The 17,823-nt window shown below is 70.8% G+C and carries 15 protein-coding genes; 5 read left to right on the top strand and 10 right to left on the bottom strand.

What is annotated here, in order from left to right; genetic code table 11:
• Nucleotides 1-256 precede the first annotated feature (256 nt).
• Entirely contained in the window at nucleotides 257-979 is a 723-nt protein-coding gene (locus tag DB32_RS42450; RefSeq protein ID WP_053238371.1) for an SDR family oxidoreductase, read from the top strand.
• A gap of 15 nt (nucleotides 980-994) precedes the next feature.
• Here the strand turns inward: DB32_RS42450 and DB32_RS42445 are convergent, their stop codons facing one another.
• Nucleotides 995-2,284, bottom strand: coding sequence for an NFACT RNA binding domain-containing protein (locus tag DB32_RS42445; RefSeq protein ID WP_053238370.1), 1,290 nt, complete (start codon nucleotides 2,282-2,284; stop codon nucleotides 995-997).
• Between the two features lie 86 nt (nucleotides 2,285-2,370).
• Here DB32_RS42445 and DB32_RS42440 point away from each other — a divergent pair, with 86 nt between their 5' ends.
• The gene (locus tag DB32_RS42440) at nucleotides 2,371-3,339 is read left to right on the top strand and encodes an alpha/beta fold hydrolase (protein ID WP_083458411.1); all 969 of its coding nucleotides are present in this window, start codon (nucleotides 2,371-2,373) and stop codon (nucleotides 3,337-3,339) included.
• Here the strand turns inward: DB32_RS42440 and DB32_RS42435 are convergent.
• The 3 genes from DB32_RS42435 to serC form a co-directional block, all read right to left on the bottom strand.
• Nucleotides 3,305-4,153 carry a class I SAM-dependent methyltransferase gene (locus tag DB32_RS42435; protein WP_169791733.1) on the bottom strand — a complete coding sequence of 283 codons (849 nt, stop codon included), beginning with the start codon at nucleotides 4,151-4,153 and terminating at the stop codon, nucleotides 3,305-3,307. The genes DB32_RS42440 and DB32_RS42435 overlap by 35 nt on opposite strands.
• Before the next feature lie 26 nt (nucleotides 4,154-4,179).
• Nucleotides 4,180-5,634, bottom strand: a complete 1,455-nt coding sequence (locus tag DB32_RS42430; protein WP_053238368.1) for an MDR family MFS transporter — start codon at nucleotides 5,632-5,634, stop codon at nucleotides 4,180-4,182.
• A gap of 74 nt (nucleotides 5,635-5,708) precedes the next feature.
• Nucleotides 5,709-6,812: a 3-phosphoserine/phosphohydroxythreonine transaminase gene (serC, locus tag DB32_RS42425; protein WP_053238367.1), complete on the bottom strand. Its 1,104-nt coding sequence runs from the start codon at nucleotides 6,810-6,812 to the stop codon at nucleotides 5,709-5,711.
• A gap of 114 nt (nucleotides 6,813-6,926) precedes the next feature.
• On the opposite strand from serC, the gene DB32_RS42420 reads away from it, so the two are divergent.
• A complete protein-coding gene (locus DB32_RS42420) occupies nucleotides 6,927-9,638 on the top strand; it encodes a TRAP transporter large permease (RefSeq protein WP_053238366.1) in 2,712 nt (903 codons plus the stop codon).
• A gap of 162 nt (nucleotides 9,639-9,800) precedes the next feature.
• A complete protein-coding gene (locus tag DB32_RS42415; protein ID WP_053238365.1) occupies nucleotides 9,801-11,111 on the top strand; it encodes a pyridoxal phosphate-dependent aminotransferase in 1,311 nt (436 codons plus the stop codon).
• A gap of 46 nt (nucleotides 11,112-11,157) precedes the next feature.
• On the opposite strand, the gene DB32_RS42410 is transcribed toward DB32_RS42415, so the two are convergent.
• A complete protein-coding gene (locus DB32_RS42410; RefSeq protein WP_157070349.1) occupies nucleotides 11,158-12,084 on the bottom strand; it encodes a ClpX C4-type zinc finger protein in 927 nt (308 codons plus the stop codon).
• A gap of 70 nt (nucleotides 12,085-12,154) precedes the next feature.
• Between DB32_RS42410 and DB32_RS42405 the strand changes: the two genes are divergently transcribed.
• A complete protein-coding gene (locus tag DB32_RS42405; RefSeq protein WP_157070348.1) occupies nucleotides 12,155-12,529 on the top strand; it encodes a hypothetical protein in 375 nt (124 codons plus the stop codon).
• Nucleotides 12,530-12,541: 12 nt separating this feature from the next.
• Here DB32_RS42405 and DB32_RS42400 read toward each other — a convergent pair whose 3' ends face one another.
• From DB32_RS42400 to DB32_RS42380, 5 genes are all read right to left on the bottom strand, one after another.
• The gene (locus DB32_RS42400; RefSeq protein WP_053238362.1) at nucleotides 12,542-13,081 is read right to left on the bottom strand and encodes a YkgJ family cysteine cluster protein; all 540 of its coding nucleotides are present in this window, start codon (nucleotides 13,079-13,081) and stop codon (nucleotides 12,542-12,544) included.
• A complete protein-coding gene (locus DB32_RS42395) occupies nucleotides 13,078-13,554 on the bottom strand; it encodes a GNAT family N-acetyltransferase (RefSeq protein WP_053238361.1) in 477 nt (158 codons plus the stop codon). Before DB32_RS42395 ends, DB32_RS42400 begins: the two co-directional genes overlap by 4 nt.
• Nucleotides 13,538-14,575, bottom strand: coding sequence for a D-alanine--D-alanine ligase family protein (locus DB32_RS42390; protein WP_053238360.1), 1,038 nt, complete (start codon nucleotides 14,573-14,575; stop codon nucleotides 13,538-13,540). Before DB32_RS42390 ends, DB32_RS42395 begins: the two co-directional genes overlap by 17 nt.
• A gap of 517 nt (nucleotides 14,576-15,092) precedes the next feature.
• Nucleotides 15,093-16,385: a D-alanine--D-alanine ligase family protein gene (locus tag DB32_RS42385; RefSeq protein ID WP_053238359.1), complete on the bottom strand. Its 1,293-nt coding sequence runs from the start codon at nucleotides 16,383-16,385 to the stop codon at nucleotides 15,093-15,095.
• Nucleotides 16,386-16,873: 488 nt separating this feature from the next.
• Nucleotides 16,874-17,812, bottom strand: coding sequence for a UbiA family prenyltransferase (locus DB32_RS42380; RefSeq protein WP_157070346.1), 939 nt, complete (start codon nucleotides 17,810-17,812; stop codon nucleotides 16,874-16,876).
• Nucleotides 17,813-17,823 lie beyond the last annotated feature (11 nt).

The following is a 17,823-nucleotide window of genomic DNA, read 5'->3' as shown; positions in this document are numbered from 1 at the left end:
CGTTCTGCTTCACACGTTGACCTCAGTCAAGTTGTAAACTGCGTCAACTCTGTAAATGACGCGTTGCGCTAGGGTTTTCGCTGCGAATTTTCTGAGCTTGTCGACGTGTCCAGCCCGGAAAACGCACGACCCACTGCATCGACCTGCGCCCCGCGTCGCGTCCCACAAGCGGTGAAGTTGTAAATAACTTGTTGATCGCGGTGATGCGTGGCGACGGGCCTTGTGATGCGAGACGGCGCGCGGCAGGTTCGGCCGCATGACGGGGGCGGGGTTCGTGGTGGGCGCGACCGGGCTGACGGGACGCCACGTAGTCACGCGATTGGTGGCGCGAGGGCACGGAGCGATCGCGCACGTGCGGCCCGACTCTCCATCGCTCGAGTCGTGGCGCGCGCGCTTCTCGGAGATGGGCGCGCGCCTCGACGCCACGCCCTGGGACGAGGGCGCGATGCGCGCGACGCTGATCGCGCACCGTCCGACGTGGGTGTTCGGGTGCCTCGGCACGACACGCGCGAGGGCGCGTGAGGCCGCGCGCGCCGGGCGCGACGCGAGCAAGGAGAGCTACGACGCCGTCGACGTCGCGCTCACCGAGATGACGATCCGCGCGGCGAAGGACGCGGGCGTGCAGCGCTTCGTGTACCTGTCGTCGATCGGCGCGGGCGACGGCGCGCAGAACGCGTACCTCGCGGCGCGCACGAAGGTGGAGACGACGCTGCGGGAGAGCGGCCTTCCGTACACGATCGTGCGGCCCTCGTTCATCCTCGGGGATCGCGACGCGCCGCGCGCGGGCGAGAACGTCTTCGGCGCGATCGCGGACGCGGGCCTGAGCCTCGTGGGCGCGCTCGGCGGCGCGAAGGTGCGGGATCGGTATCGATCGATCACCGGCGAGCAGCTCGCGCAGGCGATGGTGGCGATCGCCGAGGACCCGGGGTGGCGCGATCGGATCGCGGACGGAGTCGATCTGCAGCGGCTCGTGCGCTGATCGGCGTGTCCGAGATCAATCGTCGCCCTCTGCGTCGCCGCGCGTCGGCGTCACCTTGCGCTTCGAGAAGCGCTTGATCTCGACCTTGCCCGCGGGCGCGCCCTTCGGCTTCGAGACGTCGGACACGCGGCACACGTGCACCTCGACGCGCGGCGCGCCGCGCGCCTTCGAGTACCACGCGGCGAGCTGCGCAGCGCGCTCGACGACGGCGTCGGGCGGATCGCCGCGCTCGGGGCTGCGCACCACGACGTGACTGCCCGGCGTCCCGCCGCCGACGTGGAGCCAGAGGTCGCGCTTCTTCGCGACGTGGAACGTGAGGTGATCGTTGTCCTCGTCGGCGCGCCCGACGAGCACCTCGATGCCGTCGATCACGAACGTTCGATACGGCCTGCCGCGACTGCCCATGACGGGCGCGAGCATGACGCGCGACGGCGCGCGGAGCATCGCGTCGATACCGTCGAGCAGGCGCGCGAGGCCGAGCTCGAAGACAGCGTCGAGCTCGACGTCGAGGCGCGGCGCCGCGATCATGCGCGCGAGCGTCGGGTACGAGCTTCCCTCGAGCGCTGCGGCGAACGAGGGCTCGCGCTGGGCGATCCACTCGTCGTTCGTCATGCCGCTCGTCGCCTCGGCCTCGAGCTCGGCGTCCACTCCGATCGCGACGCCGCGCACGAAGCTCATGAGCACGAGGTAGGTGCGCATCATCTCGCCGGGATCGAGGCCGAGCCCGTCGAGCGGGCGCAGCACCGACTCCGCGAAGCGCATGCCGTTCGGGAGCATCTGGGGGCGGGTGATCGAGAGCGCGCGCACGAGCCACGGATGCGCGCGATGGAGCTTCCACTGTGCGCGCATCGCTGCGCCGAGATCGGCGCGCCACGCGCCGCTCGGCGCGTGCTCGGGCAGCTCGGCGAAGCACGCGTCGATCATCGCGAGCAGGAGCTCGTCCTTGCTCGGCACGTGGCGATAGAGCGACATCGCGGGCGCGCCGAGCGCACCCGCGACGCTGCGCATCGAGACCGCGTCGAGGCCCTCGACGTCGGCGATCGTGATCGCGGCGCGCACGATGCTCTCCGGCGTGAGCTCGGGGTCGGTGCGCGCGCGGGATCGCGCGGCGACGATCGTGCCGACGCGCGGCTCGGCGCGCACGAGCCCCTCCTGCTTGAGAACGGCGATCGCACGGCTCGCCGTCGCGAGCGCGACGCGCCATCGGCGCGCGAGCTCGCGCACCGGAGGGAGGCGCTCGCCGGGTCGCAGCGCGCCCGATCGGATCTGCTCTCGGAAGTGCGCGGCGATGCGAGCGGAGGCCATCACGACCTAGTACAGAGCGTGCGCTGTTCTATCACAGTGATCGCCGGTTGCGTTGCTGGTCTGCGATTCTCGCGCATGTTCGCGACATGCGTACAGCGTACCGGGCGCTCCGTGATCGGTTCGTGATCGATCTCGCGGGCTTCGTGTCGCTCGGCGGCATCGATCAGTGGATCTCGGTGCGCGGCGACGACGTGCGCAACCCGGTGCTCGTGATCGTGCACGGCGGGCCGGGCGCGGTGACGTCGATCTTCACGTCGCGCCTGCGCGCGTGGGAGCGCTGCTTCACCGTGGTGCACTGGGATCAGCGCGGCGCCGGCAGGACGTTCGGGCGTCACGGCGCGCGCGGCGAGCTCTCGCTCGCGCGGCTCGCCGAGGACGGCATCGAGCTCGCGATGCACCTGCGAGCGCGGCTCGGGCACGAGAAGGTGATCGTGCTCGGCAGCTCGGTGGGGAGCGCGATCGCGCTGCAGATGGTGCGGCGGCGGCCCGAGCTCTTCCACGCGTACGTCGGTGTCGATCAGAACGTCGGCGACCCCGATGGGCTCGGTCACCGGCTCGCGATCGACGCGCTGCGCGCGAGCGGGGATCGGCGTGGGGTGCGCGAGCTCGAGCGCATCGGCGCCGACCCTGCGCGATGGACGCGCGACGACTTCGATCGGCGCAACCGCATCATCGCGGGCGCGCGCACCGGTGCGCCCGACATGATCCGCGACGTGACGCTGCCTGCGATGCTCTCGTCGCCGCAGCACGGCTGGCTCGATCTCGTCGACATCGCGCGGGGCCTGCGCTTCTCGCTCGGTCGACTCCACGCCGAGGTCGCGACGTTCGACGCGCGCGCGGGCGGGGTGTGCTTCGAGGTGCCGGTGATCGTGCTCCAGGGCGAGCACGACATCGTGACCCCGCACGCGCTCGCCGCGCGCTTCGTCGACGACGTCGACGCGCCGTACAAGGCGTTCGCGACGATCGAGGGCGCGGGACACCTCGCGGCGTTCGCGTTCCCCGAGCGCTTCCTCGAGCAGCTCACTCGCGCGTGGCGCGGATCAGTCGCTCGGTGATCTCGAGCACCGGCTTCTTCGAGCGCGTGTCGCGCGCCCAGTCGTACGAGCCGGAGTCGTCGTCGATCGCGAAGCCGTGCGCGCGCAGCAGCGAGTGCATCTCGGGGGTTCGCATCGCGCCGACGAGCGGCTCGCCGAGCATCGCGAACGCGCGCTTCACCGCGGGCAGGAGCAGCGCGGGGACGCGCACGTGCTCGGGCGTGAGATACGTGACGAGGAGCACCGAGCCGGGCGCCGAGCGCGCCTCGATCGTGCGCAGCGTCTCGTCGATCGCGGCGCGATCGAGGTACGGCGTGACGCCCTCCCAGAGCCACACCGTGGGCGCGCGCGCATCGTGGCGATGATCTTCGAGCTCTCCCGCGAGCTCGCCGCGCGCGAAGTCGACCTCGACGAAGCGCACCTCGCGCGCGAGGGCCTTCACGTGCTGGAGCTTGCGCGTCTTGATGCGCTGGCTCGCGACGACGTCGACCTCGAAGACCACCGCGCGCGACAGCTCGGCCAGGCGCCATGCGCGCGCGTCGAGCCCGGCGCCGAGGATCACGAGCTGCGTCCGCGCGGGCTCTTCGGTGAAGAGGTCGCGGAGCGCGCGATCGATCGCGGCGGTGCGCAGCGCGACGTGATCGAGCAGGCCGCCCGAGAGCACGCGCGCGACGGTGGGCGCGCGCGCGAGCACGTGCGGCGCGAGCGCGAGCGAAGGTGGGAGCAGCGACTCCGCGATCGGATCGCGCACGTCGTGCAGCGCATCCGCGCTGGTCGCGATCGCGCGCAGCAGGGCGACGCCCAGGGCGGTTCGGCTCGCTTCGCCTTCTCGCATGCGCCGCGATTGTGGCGCCTCGCGCATCACTCCGCGAGCGCCGGGGCCTCGACGGCGGTCGCGGGCGGAGGCTGCTCGTCGCGCGGATGCGCGAGCACGGTGATGAGCGAGAGCCCGGCCGCGATCGCGCCGCCCCAGAACAGCGGATCGAGCGCGTCCCCGAGCGCGTCGATCACGCCCGGCTGCGCGAGCACGATGTCGCGGCCCTCGGGATCGAGCAGGCGGCTGACGACCTCGGGCGAGAGCGCGCGGCCGAGCCGCGCCGCGAGCACCGCGCCGAGCGCGCCGACGCCGAGCGCGCCGCCCATCGTGCGCGCGAACATCGTCGCGGCGGTGACGACGCCGCGCTGCTCCCAGCCCACGCTCGCCTGCACGCCGATCAGGATCGCGGTGTTCGCGAGGCCCATGCCGAAGCCGAACACGAACATCGAGCCCGCGAGCGCGAGCGGGTGGGCCCGCATCGTGACCAGCGGCGCGAGCGCGACCAGGCCGACTGCGGAGAGCAACGCGCCGAGCCACACCGGCTTGCGATAGCCGGTGCGCACGAGCATGCGGCTCGTCATCGCCGACGCGATCGGCCAGCCCACCAGCATCGGCGCGATCACGAGGCCCGCCTCGGTGGGCACGCCGAGCAGCACGCCCTGCACGTGCAGCGGCAGGTACGTGAGCACGCCCATCATCGCGACGCCGAGCAGGAACGACGCGATCGTCGTCACCGCGATCAGCCGGCGCGTCATGAGCGGGATCGGGAGCACGGGATCGCTCGCGCGGCGCTCGATCACGACGAAGAGCGCGATCAGCGCGACGCCCGCGATCGTCATCAAGACCGGGGCGACGCCCGACGCCGCGAGCAGGAGCGCGAGCGACGCGAAGAGGATCGTCGACGCGCCCGCGAGATCGAGCGGCGCGCCCGCGCGCTCGCGCGGCGCTTCGCGATAGGCGAAGGCGAGCACCAGCGCGGCCGCGATGCCGAACGGGATGTTGATCAGGAAGATCCAGCGCCACGTCGTGGTCGCGACGATCGCGCCGCCGATCAGCGGACCGCTGATGCCCGCGATGCCCCACACCGCGCCGAAGAAGCCCTGCACCTTGCCGCGCTCGGCGGGCGTGTAGAGGTCGCCGATCACGGTGAGCACGATCGGCTGCACCGCGCCGGCGCCGAGCCCTTGGAGGCCACGGAACACGATGAGCTGCTCGATCGACGTCGCGAGGCCGCTGGCGAGCGAGCCCGCGAGGAACAGCGCGATGCCGAGCAGGAGCACCGGCTTGCGGCCGCGGCGATCCGCGAGCTTTCCGTAGAGCGGGACGGTGACCGTCGACGCGAGGAGGTACGCGGCGCCGACCCAGCCGTAGAGCCGGATGCCGCCGAGCTCGCTGATCACCGTCGGCATCGCGGTGGCGACGACCGTCGCCTCCATCGCTGCCATGAACATCGAGAGCAGGAGCGCGGCGACGGTGAGCGGACGATTCGAAGCTTTCACGGCGGGAGCCGTTATGGGGCACGGCGCTCGGAATGACAGGGAGAAAACGGCCGTGCCGGCGCACGGCCTCGTGCTCATCCGTTCTTCTTCTCGAACTCGCGCATGAACGCGACGAGCTTCTCGACGTCGGCGAGGCGCACCGCGTTGTAGATCGACGCGCGCACGCCACCGACCGAGCGGTGGCCCTTGAGGCCCACCAGCGACGCGGCCTTCGCCTCGCCGAGGAACTTCTTCTCGAGCTCCTCGGTCGGCAGGCGCCACACCACGTTCATGATCGAGCGCGACGCCTTCTCGACCGGCGCGCGCCAGAAGTCCGGCGATGCGTCGATCGTGTCGTAGAGCAGCTTCGCCTTCGCCGCGTTCTCCCTCGTGAGCGCCTCGATGCCGCCCTGCTCCTCGAGCACGCGCAGCGTGTTGCGCATCACGTAGATCGCGAACGTCGGCGGCGTGTTGAACAGCGACTCGCTGTCGGCGAACGACTTGTACCGGAAGATCTGCGGGATGTCGGTGCGACCACCCGCGATCAGATCCTTGCGCGCGATCACGACGGTCACGCCCGAGGGCCCGACGTTCTTCTGCGCGCCCGCGTAGATGAGCCCGAATTTCGACACGTCGATCGGGCGCGAGAGCAGATCGCTGGTCATGTCGGCGACGAGCGGCACGTCACCGGTCTCCGGATAGCTCTGCCACTGCGTCCCGAAGAGCGTGTTGTTCGACGTGATGTGCACGTACGCCGCGCTCGGATCGAACGCGAGCTCGTCCTTCGTCGGGATGCGCGCGAACTTCTTGTCCTTCTCGGTGCTCACCACGACGCGCGCCTTCGCGCCCGCCATGTTCCCGAAGAGCACCGCCTCTTCGTGCGCCTGCTTCGCCCACGTGCCGGTCACGACGTAGTCGGCGCTCTTGCCCGCGTGCAGCAGGTTCATCGGCACGATCGCGAACTGCCCGCGCGCCCCGCCCTGCATGAGCAGGATGTCGTGGGTCTCGGGCACGCTCAGCATGCGGCGCAGCAGCGCGATGGCCTCGCGGTGCACCTTCTCGTAGGGCGCCTCGCGGTGCGAGTGCTCGAGGAGCGACATGCCCGTGCCCTCGAAGTCGATCAGCTCGTCGCGCGCCTGCTCGAGAGCGGCGAGCGGCAGTGCAGCGGGTCCGGCGTTGAAATTGACGACGCGAGCCATGATGCGCGCAGCGTAGCGTCGGGCCCGGCAGCGAGAAAGGGCCGCACGTCACGGCGCCGTGGGTCAGCAGGCTTCCTTGCTCGTTCTTCGCAGAACGGGCGAGAATCGCGGCGTATGTCGTCGAACGCAGGGGCTCCCGACGCCACGCACAGGTCCGTCATCCGTCGCGCGGACGACGCGGTGTTCACGATCGAGCAAGGGCTCGTCGCGCTGATGCTCGTCGTGATGACGGTGATCGTCTTCCTCGACGTCATCTACCGGCAGCTGATCGCGCCCGAGAGCGAGATCTCGCAGTGGCTCTCGGAGATCGTCGCGGACGCGAGCACGCGCGCGGCGATCGCGCCGTGGCTCGGCGGCGTGCTCGGCGTCGCGATCCTCTACGCGGGCGTGGCGGCGTCGGAGAAGAGCCGCGGCGCGCCGATCCTCGCGGTGAAGGGCAGCGCGCTGATCGTCGCGCTGCTGATCGCCGCGGTCGTCGCGGGCATCGGCGTGCTGATGGTCACGACGAGCTCGCAGCTCGTCTACCTCGTGCTCGTCGTGCTCGGGCTCTCGCTCTTCGCGAGCGGACAGCTGCGCGCGCGCGCGCCCGGATGGCAGGTGCGCCTCGGCATCGCGGCGGCGATCGCGACGCCGCTGATCGCGCTGGTCGCGTCGTCGGCGTTCCCGACCGCGTACACGTGGTCGAAGGAGATCGCGATGACCGTGACCCTCTGGGTCGGGTTCTTCGGCGCGTCTCTGTGCGTGCACGAAGGCAAGCACATCCGGCTCGAGGCGCTCGAGAAGTCGCACCCCGAGAAGGCGAAGCACCTCGTCGCGGGCGTGTCCAACCTGATCGCGGCGCTCTTCAGCCTGTTCCTCGCGTACCTCGGGTATCTCTACGTGTTCGCGCCGGGCACCGGCGCGTTCTTCATCGGCGGCAACCTCGACCTCTCGGGGATGCCGATGTGGATCCGCACCGCGGCGATCCCGATCCTCTTCGTGGTCAGCGGACTGCGGTTCCTCGGCGCGGCGGTCAGCGCGGTGCTCGGCGGCAATTACGGCGCGCCCGCGAAGGCCGAGGGCATGGACGACGCGGAGAAGCTCGCCGCCGAGGCGGACGCGCTCACCGCGGATCAGGCGCCCGAGAGCGCGAGCACCGAAGCGAAGCCGGCGAAGAAGCCGATCGCGTTCTTCGTGGTGCTCGGGCTCGTCGTGCTGCTCCCGCTGCTCGGCAAGGGCGGCGTGCTCGCGGCGGTGATCCTCGCGGGCGTGCTGCTCGCGGAGCCGCTCTTCGTCGTGCTCGGCGCGATGACGGTCGTCGCGTTCCTGCTGTGGGGCGGGCGCACCGAGGCGTCGCAGTTCTCGATCCTGATCGAGCGCATCGTCTCGATCGCCGACAACGAGGCGCTGCTCGCGATCCCGTTCTTCATCCTCTCGGGCGCGATCATGGCGCGCGGTCAGATCAGCGCGCGGCTCATCGGGTTCGCGCGCGCGCTCGTCGGATGGCTGCCCGGGGGCATGGCGATCAGCGCGGTCATCGCGTGCATGATCTTCGCGGCGATCAGCGGCTCGAGCCCTGCGACCGTCGTCGCGATCGGCGGCATGATGGCGCCCGCGCTGATCAAGCAGGGCTACAAGCCCTCGTTCGCGCACGGCCTCGTCACGAGCGCGGGCTCGCTCGGCATCCTGATCCCGCCGTCGATCCCGATGATCGTCTACGCGATCGTCAACACGCAGGCGTCGATCCGCGTCGAGGAGCTGTTCGCCGCGGGCTTCGGCCCCGGCATCGTGATCGGCGGGATCCTGATGGGCTACTCGCTGTTCCGCGGCGTCGTCGACAAGACGCCGCGCGACACGTTCTCGGTCGCGCAGCTGGTGAGCGCGACGCGCGACGGCATCTGGTCGCTGATGTTCCCCGGGCTGATCCTCGGCGGGATCTACGCGGGCATCTTCAACGCGATCGAGTCCGCGTGCATCAGCGTCGTGTACGCGGTGATCGTCGAGGTCTACATCCACCGCGCGCTGAAGCTCGAGGAGCTGCCGAAGATCTTCGGCGAGACCGCGATCATGCTCGGGAGCTTCCTCGTGATCCTCGTGGTCGCGATGAGCTTCGTGGAGTTCCTCGAGGATCAGTCGATCCCGGCGACCGCGGGCGAGTGGATCCGCTCGATGGACCTCGATCGCGTGACGTTCCTGCTCGTGCTGAACCTCGCGCTGCTCGTGGTCGGATGTCTGATGGACATCATGAGCGCGATCTTCGTGTGCGTGCCGCTGATCGCACCGATGGCCGCGGCGCTCGGGATCGACCCGCTGCACCTCGGGATCGTCTTCATCGTCAACCTGGAGATCGGCTATCTCACGCCGCCGGTCGGGCTGAACCTCTTCGTCGCGAGCACGCTGTTCAACAAGCCGCTGACGTACCTGATCCGCGCGGTGCTGCCGTTCATCGCGATGATGTGCGTGGGCCTGTTGATCATCACGTACTACCCGCCGATCAGCGCGGACCTCGGGCGCTGGATCGCGGGCGCGCCGCCCGCGCCGCAGGCACCGGCGCCGGTCGAGACCGGCGAGGTCGGCGAAGAGGAAGACGAGGAAGAAGCAGCTCCTATGGGCTTCGTCCCGCAGTGCCAGCCGCCCGAGGATCTGAACTGCGACGGCAACGTCACGATCGACGAGATGACGCGCTACGGGGAGATCCTCGCGGAGCAGGAAGCGGCCGAGGAGGCGCCCACGCCGCGATGCGAGCCGCCCGAGGACCTGAACTGCGACGGCAACGTCACGATGGAAGAAATGACGCGCTACAGCGAGACCCTCGGAGAGCAGGAAGAAGCCGAGGAGACGCCCTGATCGCGCTCCCGTCCTCGTCGCACGACCGATGCGACGATGTCGGTGTCCCGCGCTCGTGGCCTCGTGAAGTGAGGCCTTCGGCCTCGTGAGAAAGCCCCCGTTGGCCCTGCGCCTCCGGGGGCTTTCGTGTCATCGTGGCCGCGCCTCATCACCTGGGAAGACATGGCCACGACCGACCTGACCTCGATCGCACGCACGGCTCCCACTTCGAGCGCGCCGCGCGTCTCCACGATGGCCGAGGGCCTCGTCGGCTCGGAGATCCTCAAGATCGCCGCCGAGATCCGCGCGCTGATCAAGGGCGGTCGCACCGTCTGCAACCTGACGGTCGGCGACTTCGATCCGAAGCAGTTCCCGATCCCCGACGCGCTCAAGAAGGCGATCGTCGACGCGTACGACGCGAACGAGACGAACTACCCGCCGAGCAACGGCATGCCCGAGCTGCGCGACGCGCTGCCGCGCTTCTACGAGCGCGAGCTCGGCCTGCGCTATCCGCTCGAGTCGTTCCTCGTCGCGAGCGGCGCGCGCCCCGTCATCTACGGCATCTATCGCGCGGTCGTCGATCCCGGCGACACCGTCGTCTACCCGGTGCCGTCGTGGAACAACAACCACTACGTGCACATGCTCGGCGCGAAGGGCGTGACCGTGCCCTGCGGTCCCGAGTCGCGCTTCCTCCCGAGCAAGAGCGAGCTCCTCGCGACGCTGCCCACCGCGCGGCTCGTGTGCCTCAACTCGCCGCTCAACCCGACCGGCACCGCGATGGCGCGCGATCAGCTCCTCGGCGTGTGCGAGGCGATCTGCGCGGAGAACGCGAAGCGCGCGTCGCGCGGCGAGAAGCCGGTCTATCTGATGTACGACCACATCTACTGGATGCTCACGGCGAAGGGCACCGAGCACTACACGCCGCCGCAGCTCGTCCCCGAGATGGCGAAGTACACGATCTTCGTCGACGGCATCAGCAAGGCGTTCGCCGCGACCGGCGTGCGCGTGGGCTGGGCCGTCGGTCCGACGGACGTGATCGATCGGATGAGCGCGATCATCGGGCACGTCGGCGCGTGGGCGCCGCGCGCCGAGCAGATCGCGACCGCGCGCCTGCTCGACGACACGAGCGCGATCAAGACCTACGTCGACGCGATGCACGCGGGCCTCGGGTCGCGCCTGAACGCGCTCCACGAGGCGTTCCAGTCGATGAAGTCGTCGGGCCTGCCGGTGGACTCGCTCTCGCCCGAGGGCGCGATCTACCTGACGGTGCGCATCGCGCCGTTCGGCAAGAAGACGCCGAGCGGCGCCGAGCTGAAGACGAACGAGGACGTGCGCCGGTACGTGCTCGAGGCCGCGGGCGTCGGCATCGTGCCGTTCCAGGCGTTCGGCGTGCCGGGTGACGACGGCTGGTTCCGCCTCAGCGTCGGCGCGGTCAGCGAGCGCGAGATCCGCGACGCGATGCCGCGCCTCGCGGAAGCGCTCAAGGCGCTCTGAGCGCCTTCTCGCTACGGATCCCGTAGCGCTACGGATTCCGTAGCGCTCACCGGAACGGGCCGATGCTCGCATCGCGCAGGCGCGCGGCGATCGGCCCTTCCGGATGCGCGTGCTCGAGCGCCTTCGTGCGCACGGTGCGCGCGAGCTCGTGCTCACCGCGCGCGTGATGGACGTCGAAGAGCAGGGCCCACGCCTCGGCGTCCATCTCGTGCGCGAGCAGGTGCTCGCGCAGCAGCGCCTCTGCGCGGGCGAGCTCGCCCGCCAGGCGCACGGCGCGCGCTCGCACGAGGAACGCCTCGCGCTCGAGCGCGACCCGATAGCCGTCGTCGATCGCGAGCTCGGGCAGGACGCGACGCGCGAATTCGATCGCCGCTTGCTCGAGCTCGCGCGCTTCCTCGGGCCTCGCGATGTCCCCGGCGAGCCGCATCGCCGCACGATGCAGCGGCACGATCTCGCGCGCGCTGGGAGAGAGCGCCGCGGGATCGAGCGCGTCGAGCAGCGCGAGCCCCGCCGCGTGGGCGCCCATCGTGTCGTGGTGCACCGCCTCCGCGATCACGTCCTCGGGTGTGCGATCGCCCTCCGGGATCCTGCGCAGCGCGAGCACGCCGCCCTCGGGATCGCCCGCGGACCACGCGGCCGACGCGACCTGTCGCAGCGTGCCCGCATCGCCTTCGCAGAGCGCGATCGCCGCGAGCACGAGCTTGCGCACCGTCGCGCGCGGCATGTTCGGCGGCAGCGACGCGAGCTCGTTCAGCACGACCCCGCGCACGCCGTCGACGCGGCCCTCGATGCTGCCCTCGCGATCGATGATCTCCTTCGCGAGGCGCACGCAGCCGTCGCAGATGAAGGTCTTCGGGCCCGCGATCAGCTTCGTGACCTGGCTGCGGTCGAGCCCACAGAACGAGCACGCCATCGAGGGCTCCGCGGCCGGCGCGGCACCCGTCCCGAACACTCGGCTCCAGAACGACGTCACGAGGGTCGCTCGATGCTACGCGCGAGGCGCGCACGACACACCTCGCGACGACTCGCCGCAAGCGATCTCGGTGGCCCCTCGATTGCTGTGGATCCGCGACATGCAGGGCCTCGCCGCACTGCTCCTCGCCACGATGCTCGTGCAAGGCCCACCGGCCGCGCTCGAGGCGGATCGCGAGCGAGATCGAACGCCCCGTCCATCGTTCGCGATCGAGCTCGAGCTCGAGGTGCCGACGCTCGAGGAGGTGCTTCGGGAGACGTTCCCGGTGAGCGAGCTGCTCTACGTGCGCAACGGCTGGGTCGGGATCTCGCTGACCGAAGATCTCGCGATCCTCGTCGACGTGCGGACCGAGGGCATCCCTTCGAGCCCCGATCCCGCGCGCCCGATGTCCCGCGGATCGTTCAGCGCGACGCTCGGGATCGCGCTGTCGTCGTGGGACGGCTGACGCGTCCGTGCATCAACGACCGTTCGGGCGTCGCCACGTCTCGAGCCCCGCTTCGACGCGCTCGGCGAACGCGATCTCCTCGCGCAGCGAGTCGACCGCGCGGTTCGAGGACGCGCCCGGGTCGAGGCACGCGAGCTCGGTCCACTGCTCGTTCTCGACCCCGTGTTGGCGCACGTACCAGCGATCGTGATCGTCGCGATCGAGCGGAAACGTGATGCACGTCGCGGGCTTGTACTTGTTCTTGTCGCCCTCGCTCGCGCCCAGCACGTGGAGCGCGCAGCCCTCGGCGTAGAACACGCAGTACGCGTCGGCGATCGCGAGCATGGGGCGGCCGTGCTTCATCCGCTTCGTGACCCACGCACCGCGCTCGACCACGCGCCGCGCGGCGGGGCGCAGCCTCGCGACCACGCGCGGGATCGCCTCGGCGATGCGCGCTGCCTCACCCTCGCTCACGGGCGGGCGCGAGTCCTTGCAGCACGCGCCGCCGCATCCCGGCCACACGCACTCGAAGCGCGCGGCGTCCCCGTTGACGACCGGCAGTGCCTTCTTCACGCGAGGCTCCGCCCGTAGACGATCTTGTCCGCGCCCACGCGGTAATAGTCGCGCACTCGCGCGATCTCGGGATAGCCGGCGCGCAGATAGAAGCGACGCGTCGGCTCGTAGTCGGGCGTGCCCTCGGTCTCGATCAGGAGGAGGCGTCCGCCGCGCGCGCGCACGTCGTCCTCGCACGCGGCGAGGAGCTTCTGTCCGATGCCGCCGCCGTGGCGGGTCGGGTCGACCGCGATCCAGTAGAGGTCGTAGGTCGCGTCGGTCATCGGCGCGTGGCCCCAGCACGCGTAGCCGAGCACGGCGCCGTGATCGTCCTCGGCGACCGCGAAGAAGTATTGGTCGGCGTTGGTGGAGAGCCCCTCGTCGACGAGCTCCATCGCGACGTCGACCTCGTCGGGGCGGAACACACCGACGGCGCGCACGATGCGCGCGATCGCCTCGCGATCGGTGGGGCGGAGCTCAGTCCGGATGCGCACGACGTGCTGCTCCTCGCAGGAGGCCCGCGATCAGGCCCTCGTAGCCGATCCCGGCGCGCTCCGCGGCGAGGCAGAGGCCGGCACCGCGCGAGAGGTCGGGGTTGGGGTTCACGTCGATCACGAACGGCGCGCCGTCGCGATCGAGACGCAGATCGACGCGCCCGTAGTCGCGCAGACCGAGCGCGCGCCATGCCGCGAGCGCGACCTGCTCGACGCGGGCGCGTCGGGTCGGATCGAGGTCGCGCGCTTCGACGCTCGCGCTGCCGCGGTACTCGTCGCTCGTCTCGTCCCACTTCGCCGCGAACGTCAGGATTCGCGGCAATTCTGCGGGAAACTGCGAGTAGTCGATCTCGGCGATCGGCAGCGCTCGCGGAGGCGCACCGTCGAGCTCGACGATCGAGACGTTGAGCTCGCGGCCGTCGACGTAGCGCTCGATCAGCGCGGGGCCGAGGCCGCGGGTGATCAGGTGATCGACACGCGCGCGCGCGGCGCGCTCGTCGTGCACCACGCTGGTCGCGTCGACGCCGTGGCTCGCGTCCTGCGCGGCAGGCTTCACGATCCACGGTCCGCGCACATCGAGCGGCCAGGGCGCGCGCGCATCGCTCATCGTCGCGCCCTCGGGCACGGGGACGCCGGCGCTGGCGAGCAGCGCGCGGGTGAGCGGCTTCTCGAGGCAGAGCGCGAGCGCGCGCGGGGTCGCGCCGGTGTACGCGCAGCCGCGGAGCTCGAGCGTCCACGCGACACCGGCCTCGTTGCGCACGCGGCCGGCCCAGCTCTCGGCGAGGTTCACCACGACGTCGGCATCGATCGCGGCGACCTGCGCGAGCATCGTGCGCGCGTCGCTCGCGAGCGGGACGCGCTCGACGCGCAGCCCGAGCGACGCCGCGACGTGCGCGACCTCGTCGATGACGCCGCCGATCGACGCGACGGCGGCGGCCTCGGCAGCGCCGGTCTCGGCGGAGGTGGCGGAGGTGGTCGAGAGGGAGTCCCAGAGGATCGCGATGGAGCGGAGAGACGTCATGGGTACAGCCGAGCGCGCGCGGGGATCATCTCAGATCGTGCGCGTGGGAGATCGGATCTCGATCTGCAAGCGCTGGAACAGCCGTGCACGAGCACGTGGCACGTGCACGTGTACGAGTCACGACGTGGTTCGATCGATCGCGATCGTTCGTACTCCGCATCACGAATCGAGGCGCATCGAGGTCACTTCATTCTCGCGCGCAGCGCGCACACGCGCGAAGCGCGGTGCGACACGCGAGCGTCCGGGCCGCGGCGAAGCGCGGACCGGTCGCGAGCCATCGCACCCTACCCCAGCGAGACGGCAGAACCGCCGTACCGGGCGCGGGGTGGAGGGTCCGACGCCCTCGTGCGACGGGGGCTCGCAGACGCCGATCAGACACTGATCGAAGCATCGCGGCAGACGCGCGAAGCGCGCGCCGCGATGCGACCACCGACTCCCGACGCTCGCGGCCTTCCGTTCAGCAGCCCGCGAGCACCCGGGCGGCGGACCCTCCACCCCGCGCCTCACACCGAGACGTTCACAGCCCTTGTCTCTCGCGCGCTCCTTCGACGATCCGCCCGATCAGGTCCGCATACCCGAGCCCGTTCGCGCGCGCGAGGATCACCAGGTCGCCCGTCACCGGGTTCAGCCCCGGCAGCGGATTCACCTCGAGGAACTTCGGCTCACCGTCGTCGCCGAGGCGCACGTCGACGCGACCGACGTCGCGGCACGCGAGCGCACGATACGCCGCGAGCGCGACGTCCTCGACCGCGCGCACCAGCTCGTCGGGGCGACGCGGCGGGACGTGGTACTCGACCTCTTCGAGGTAATTTCGTTTGACCTCCAACGAGTACACGAACTCCTCGACCGCACAGTTGCGGGGCACGATCTCCATCGCGCCGATCACCTGCGCGCTCGCGCCGGTGCCGAGGATGCCCACCGTGAACTCGGGGCCCGAGCAGAACTCCTCGACGAGCACCGGCTCGCGGTAGTCCGCGAGGAGCTGCCCGCAGAGCTCGCGCAGATCGTAGAGATCGACCACGCGGCTGTGCTTGCGCACGCCCATGCTCGAGCCCTCGAAGAGCGGCTTCGCGATCAGCGGGAACGCGAGCGGCACGTCGTGGAGCTGCTCGACGTTCTCGACGACGACGAAGCGCGGCGTGGGCACGCCCGCCGACGCGACGACGCGCTTGGCCATCGCCTTGTCGAGCGTCAGCGCGAGCGTCAGCGGATCCGAGTGCGTGTAGGGCACGCCGAGCATCTCGAGCGCGCTCGGCACGTGCGCCTCGCGCGATCGCGTGCCGTAGCCCTCGGCGATGTTGAAGACGAGATCGCCCGGCTCCTGCATCGCGCGCGCGAGGAACGAGCGACCGCTGCCGAGACGCCGGGTGCGATAGCCGTTCGCGCCGAGCGCCTCTTCGATCGCCGCGACGGTCGCGTCCGAGTCGTACTCCTCGAAGGCGTCGTCGGGCATCTCGACGTCGCCGAGGGTGCGACGCGCGACGCGCTCGAAGTCGGCCTTGAGGTCGTACGCGATGCCGATCGTGCGCACGTCGGTCGTGCGCGGGCCTTCACCGAGGCTCTTCATGTGCGTGCGCAGCGCGCCGCCGAACGACGACGGAAGGCGCATCGGCGCGCCGGGCGCGCCGCCGCGCATCGAAGGGCCGACCTCGGCGTCGAAGCGGCCGGGGACCGCGGTGCCGAGCGCGCGCACGATGCGCGGCGCGAGGCCGTAGCGGTGGGAGTGCGGATAGGAAGGACCACCGAGCGAGACGATGCTGGGCGCGCGAGTCGCGCCGCGACGCGAAGGAGAATTGCGATGCGTGTCCATCAGTGCTCGTAGGAGCGCGCTCGTCCGAGCGCGGGGCAGAGATCGCCGTCAACGGCAGGGCACGCGAGAAGTGCGCGCCGCGGCCGTCCGACCCGGGCGAGGCGGGCCGGAGCGAGCGAACGGAACGGAGACCTCACGGAGCGAGCGCGAGTCGCGTCCACGATGGATGCGATGGCGCGCCGCTCCGACGAGGCGTCGGGGACGAGTGCGAGGGGAACGTGGGACCAGTCAGGACCGTCGAGGATCGCGATCGCCGGCGCGGCGTCGTGTGTGACGCAGATCGCCGTCGATCGCGAAGGTCTTGGGACGGGTCCTGGCGGCTCCGTTTGGGCGGGGTCGGAAGCAGTAGCGCTCCGCCGTGCGCGCTCGTCCATGAGCCCGGAGACTGACGAGGTCGATCTCGAGTGTCAATCGGGTGGCGCGCGTTTTTCGAGATGCGATCTCCCGCGCACGCGCGCGAGAAAGAGAGCATCGATCGCGACCGCGGATCAGCCGCCGCACGCCGGTGTGGCAGGCCGCCCCGACGCGGTCGCGACGCCCCCCGCGGGCTCGCCGCGCAGCTGGCTCCAGCCGTAGTCGGCGGAGACCGCGACGATGCAGACGAGCCCCGCGATCATCATCCGCACGAAGAACCCGGCGGCCCACGATCCATCGCCGCCGCCCGGCACGTCGCGCCATCGCGCGAGATAGCGCTCGGCCGCGAGGAACGCCGGCGCGGCGAGGAGCACGAGCCGCGGGTACCAGCCGATCGCCGCGAGCACGAGCGTGAGGATCACCGAGAGCGCGAGGAATGCGCGCGTGACGTCGAGCGTGAACCGCGCGCCGCGCAGCGCGACGAGGGTGCGATAGCCGCGCGCGCGATCCTCGTCCTCCTGGAACGCCTGGGCCGCGAGGTACGCCGCGACGATGTACGTGACGCTCAGCGCGAGCGTGGCCGCGCCGCGCGGGGTCGGCGGCAGATCCGAGAGCAGGAACCCGCCGAGCGGCGAGAGCACGCCGTAGCCGATCGCGTTCGCGAGCGGGCCGAGGATCGCGTGTCCCTTCCACGCGGTGCGCGGGTGCGAGTAGAGCACCGAGAGCATCGCGCAGCCGAGCACGCACAGGCCGAGGCCCACGTCGGTCACGAACGCGGCGACGAGCGAGAACGCGAGCGTCAGGTACGCGTACTTCTCGACGCCGGGCGGGACCGGGACGCTCTTGCCGAAGAGCACTTGTCCTTCGTCGCGATCGAGCGCGGCGTTCAGCCACATCGTGCCCATGTGCGGCACGGCCCACACCGTCGCGAGGAGCCCGAGCGGCGCGAGCGCGCCGAAGCCCGGGATGCGGCAGCCGTGATCCCAGTACGCGAACCCGAAGCCGATCATCGGCAGGAACGCGATGAGCACCATCCCCTTGGGGCGGGCGAGGGTCCAGAGAGCGCGGATCACGAGCGGGCCGC

It is taken from the genome of Sandaracinus amylolyticus, assembly GCF_000737325.1.
Lineage (GTDB): Bacteria > Myxococcota_A > Polyangia > Polyangiales > Sandaracinaceae > Sandaracinus > Sandaracinus amylolyticus.
The sequence above is the reverse complement of the archived record's forward strand: the minus strand, read 5'-3'. Positions and strand labels throughout refer to the sequence as shown.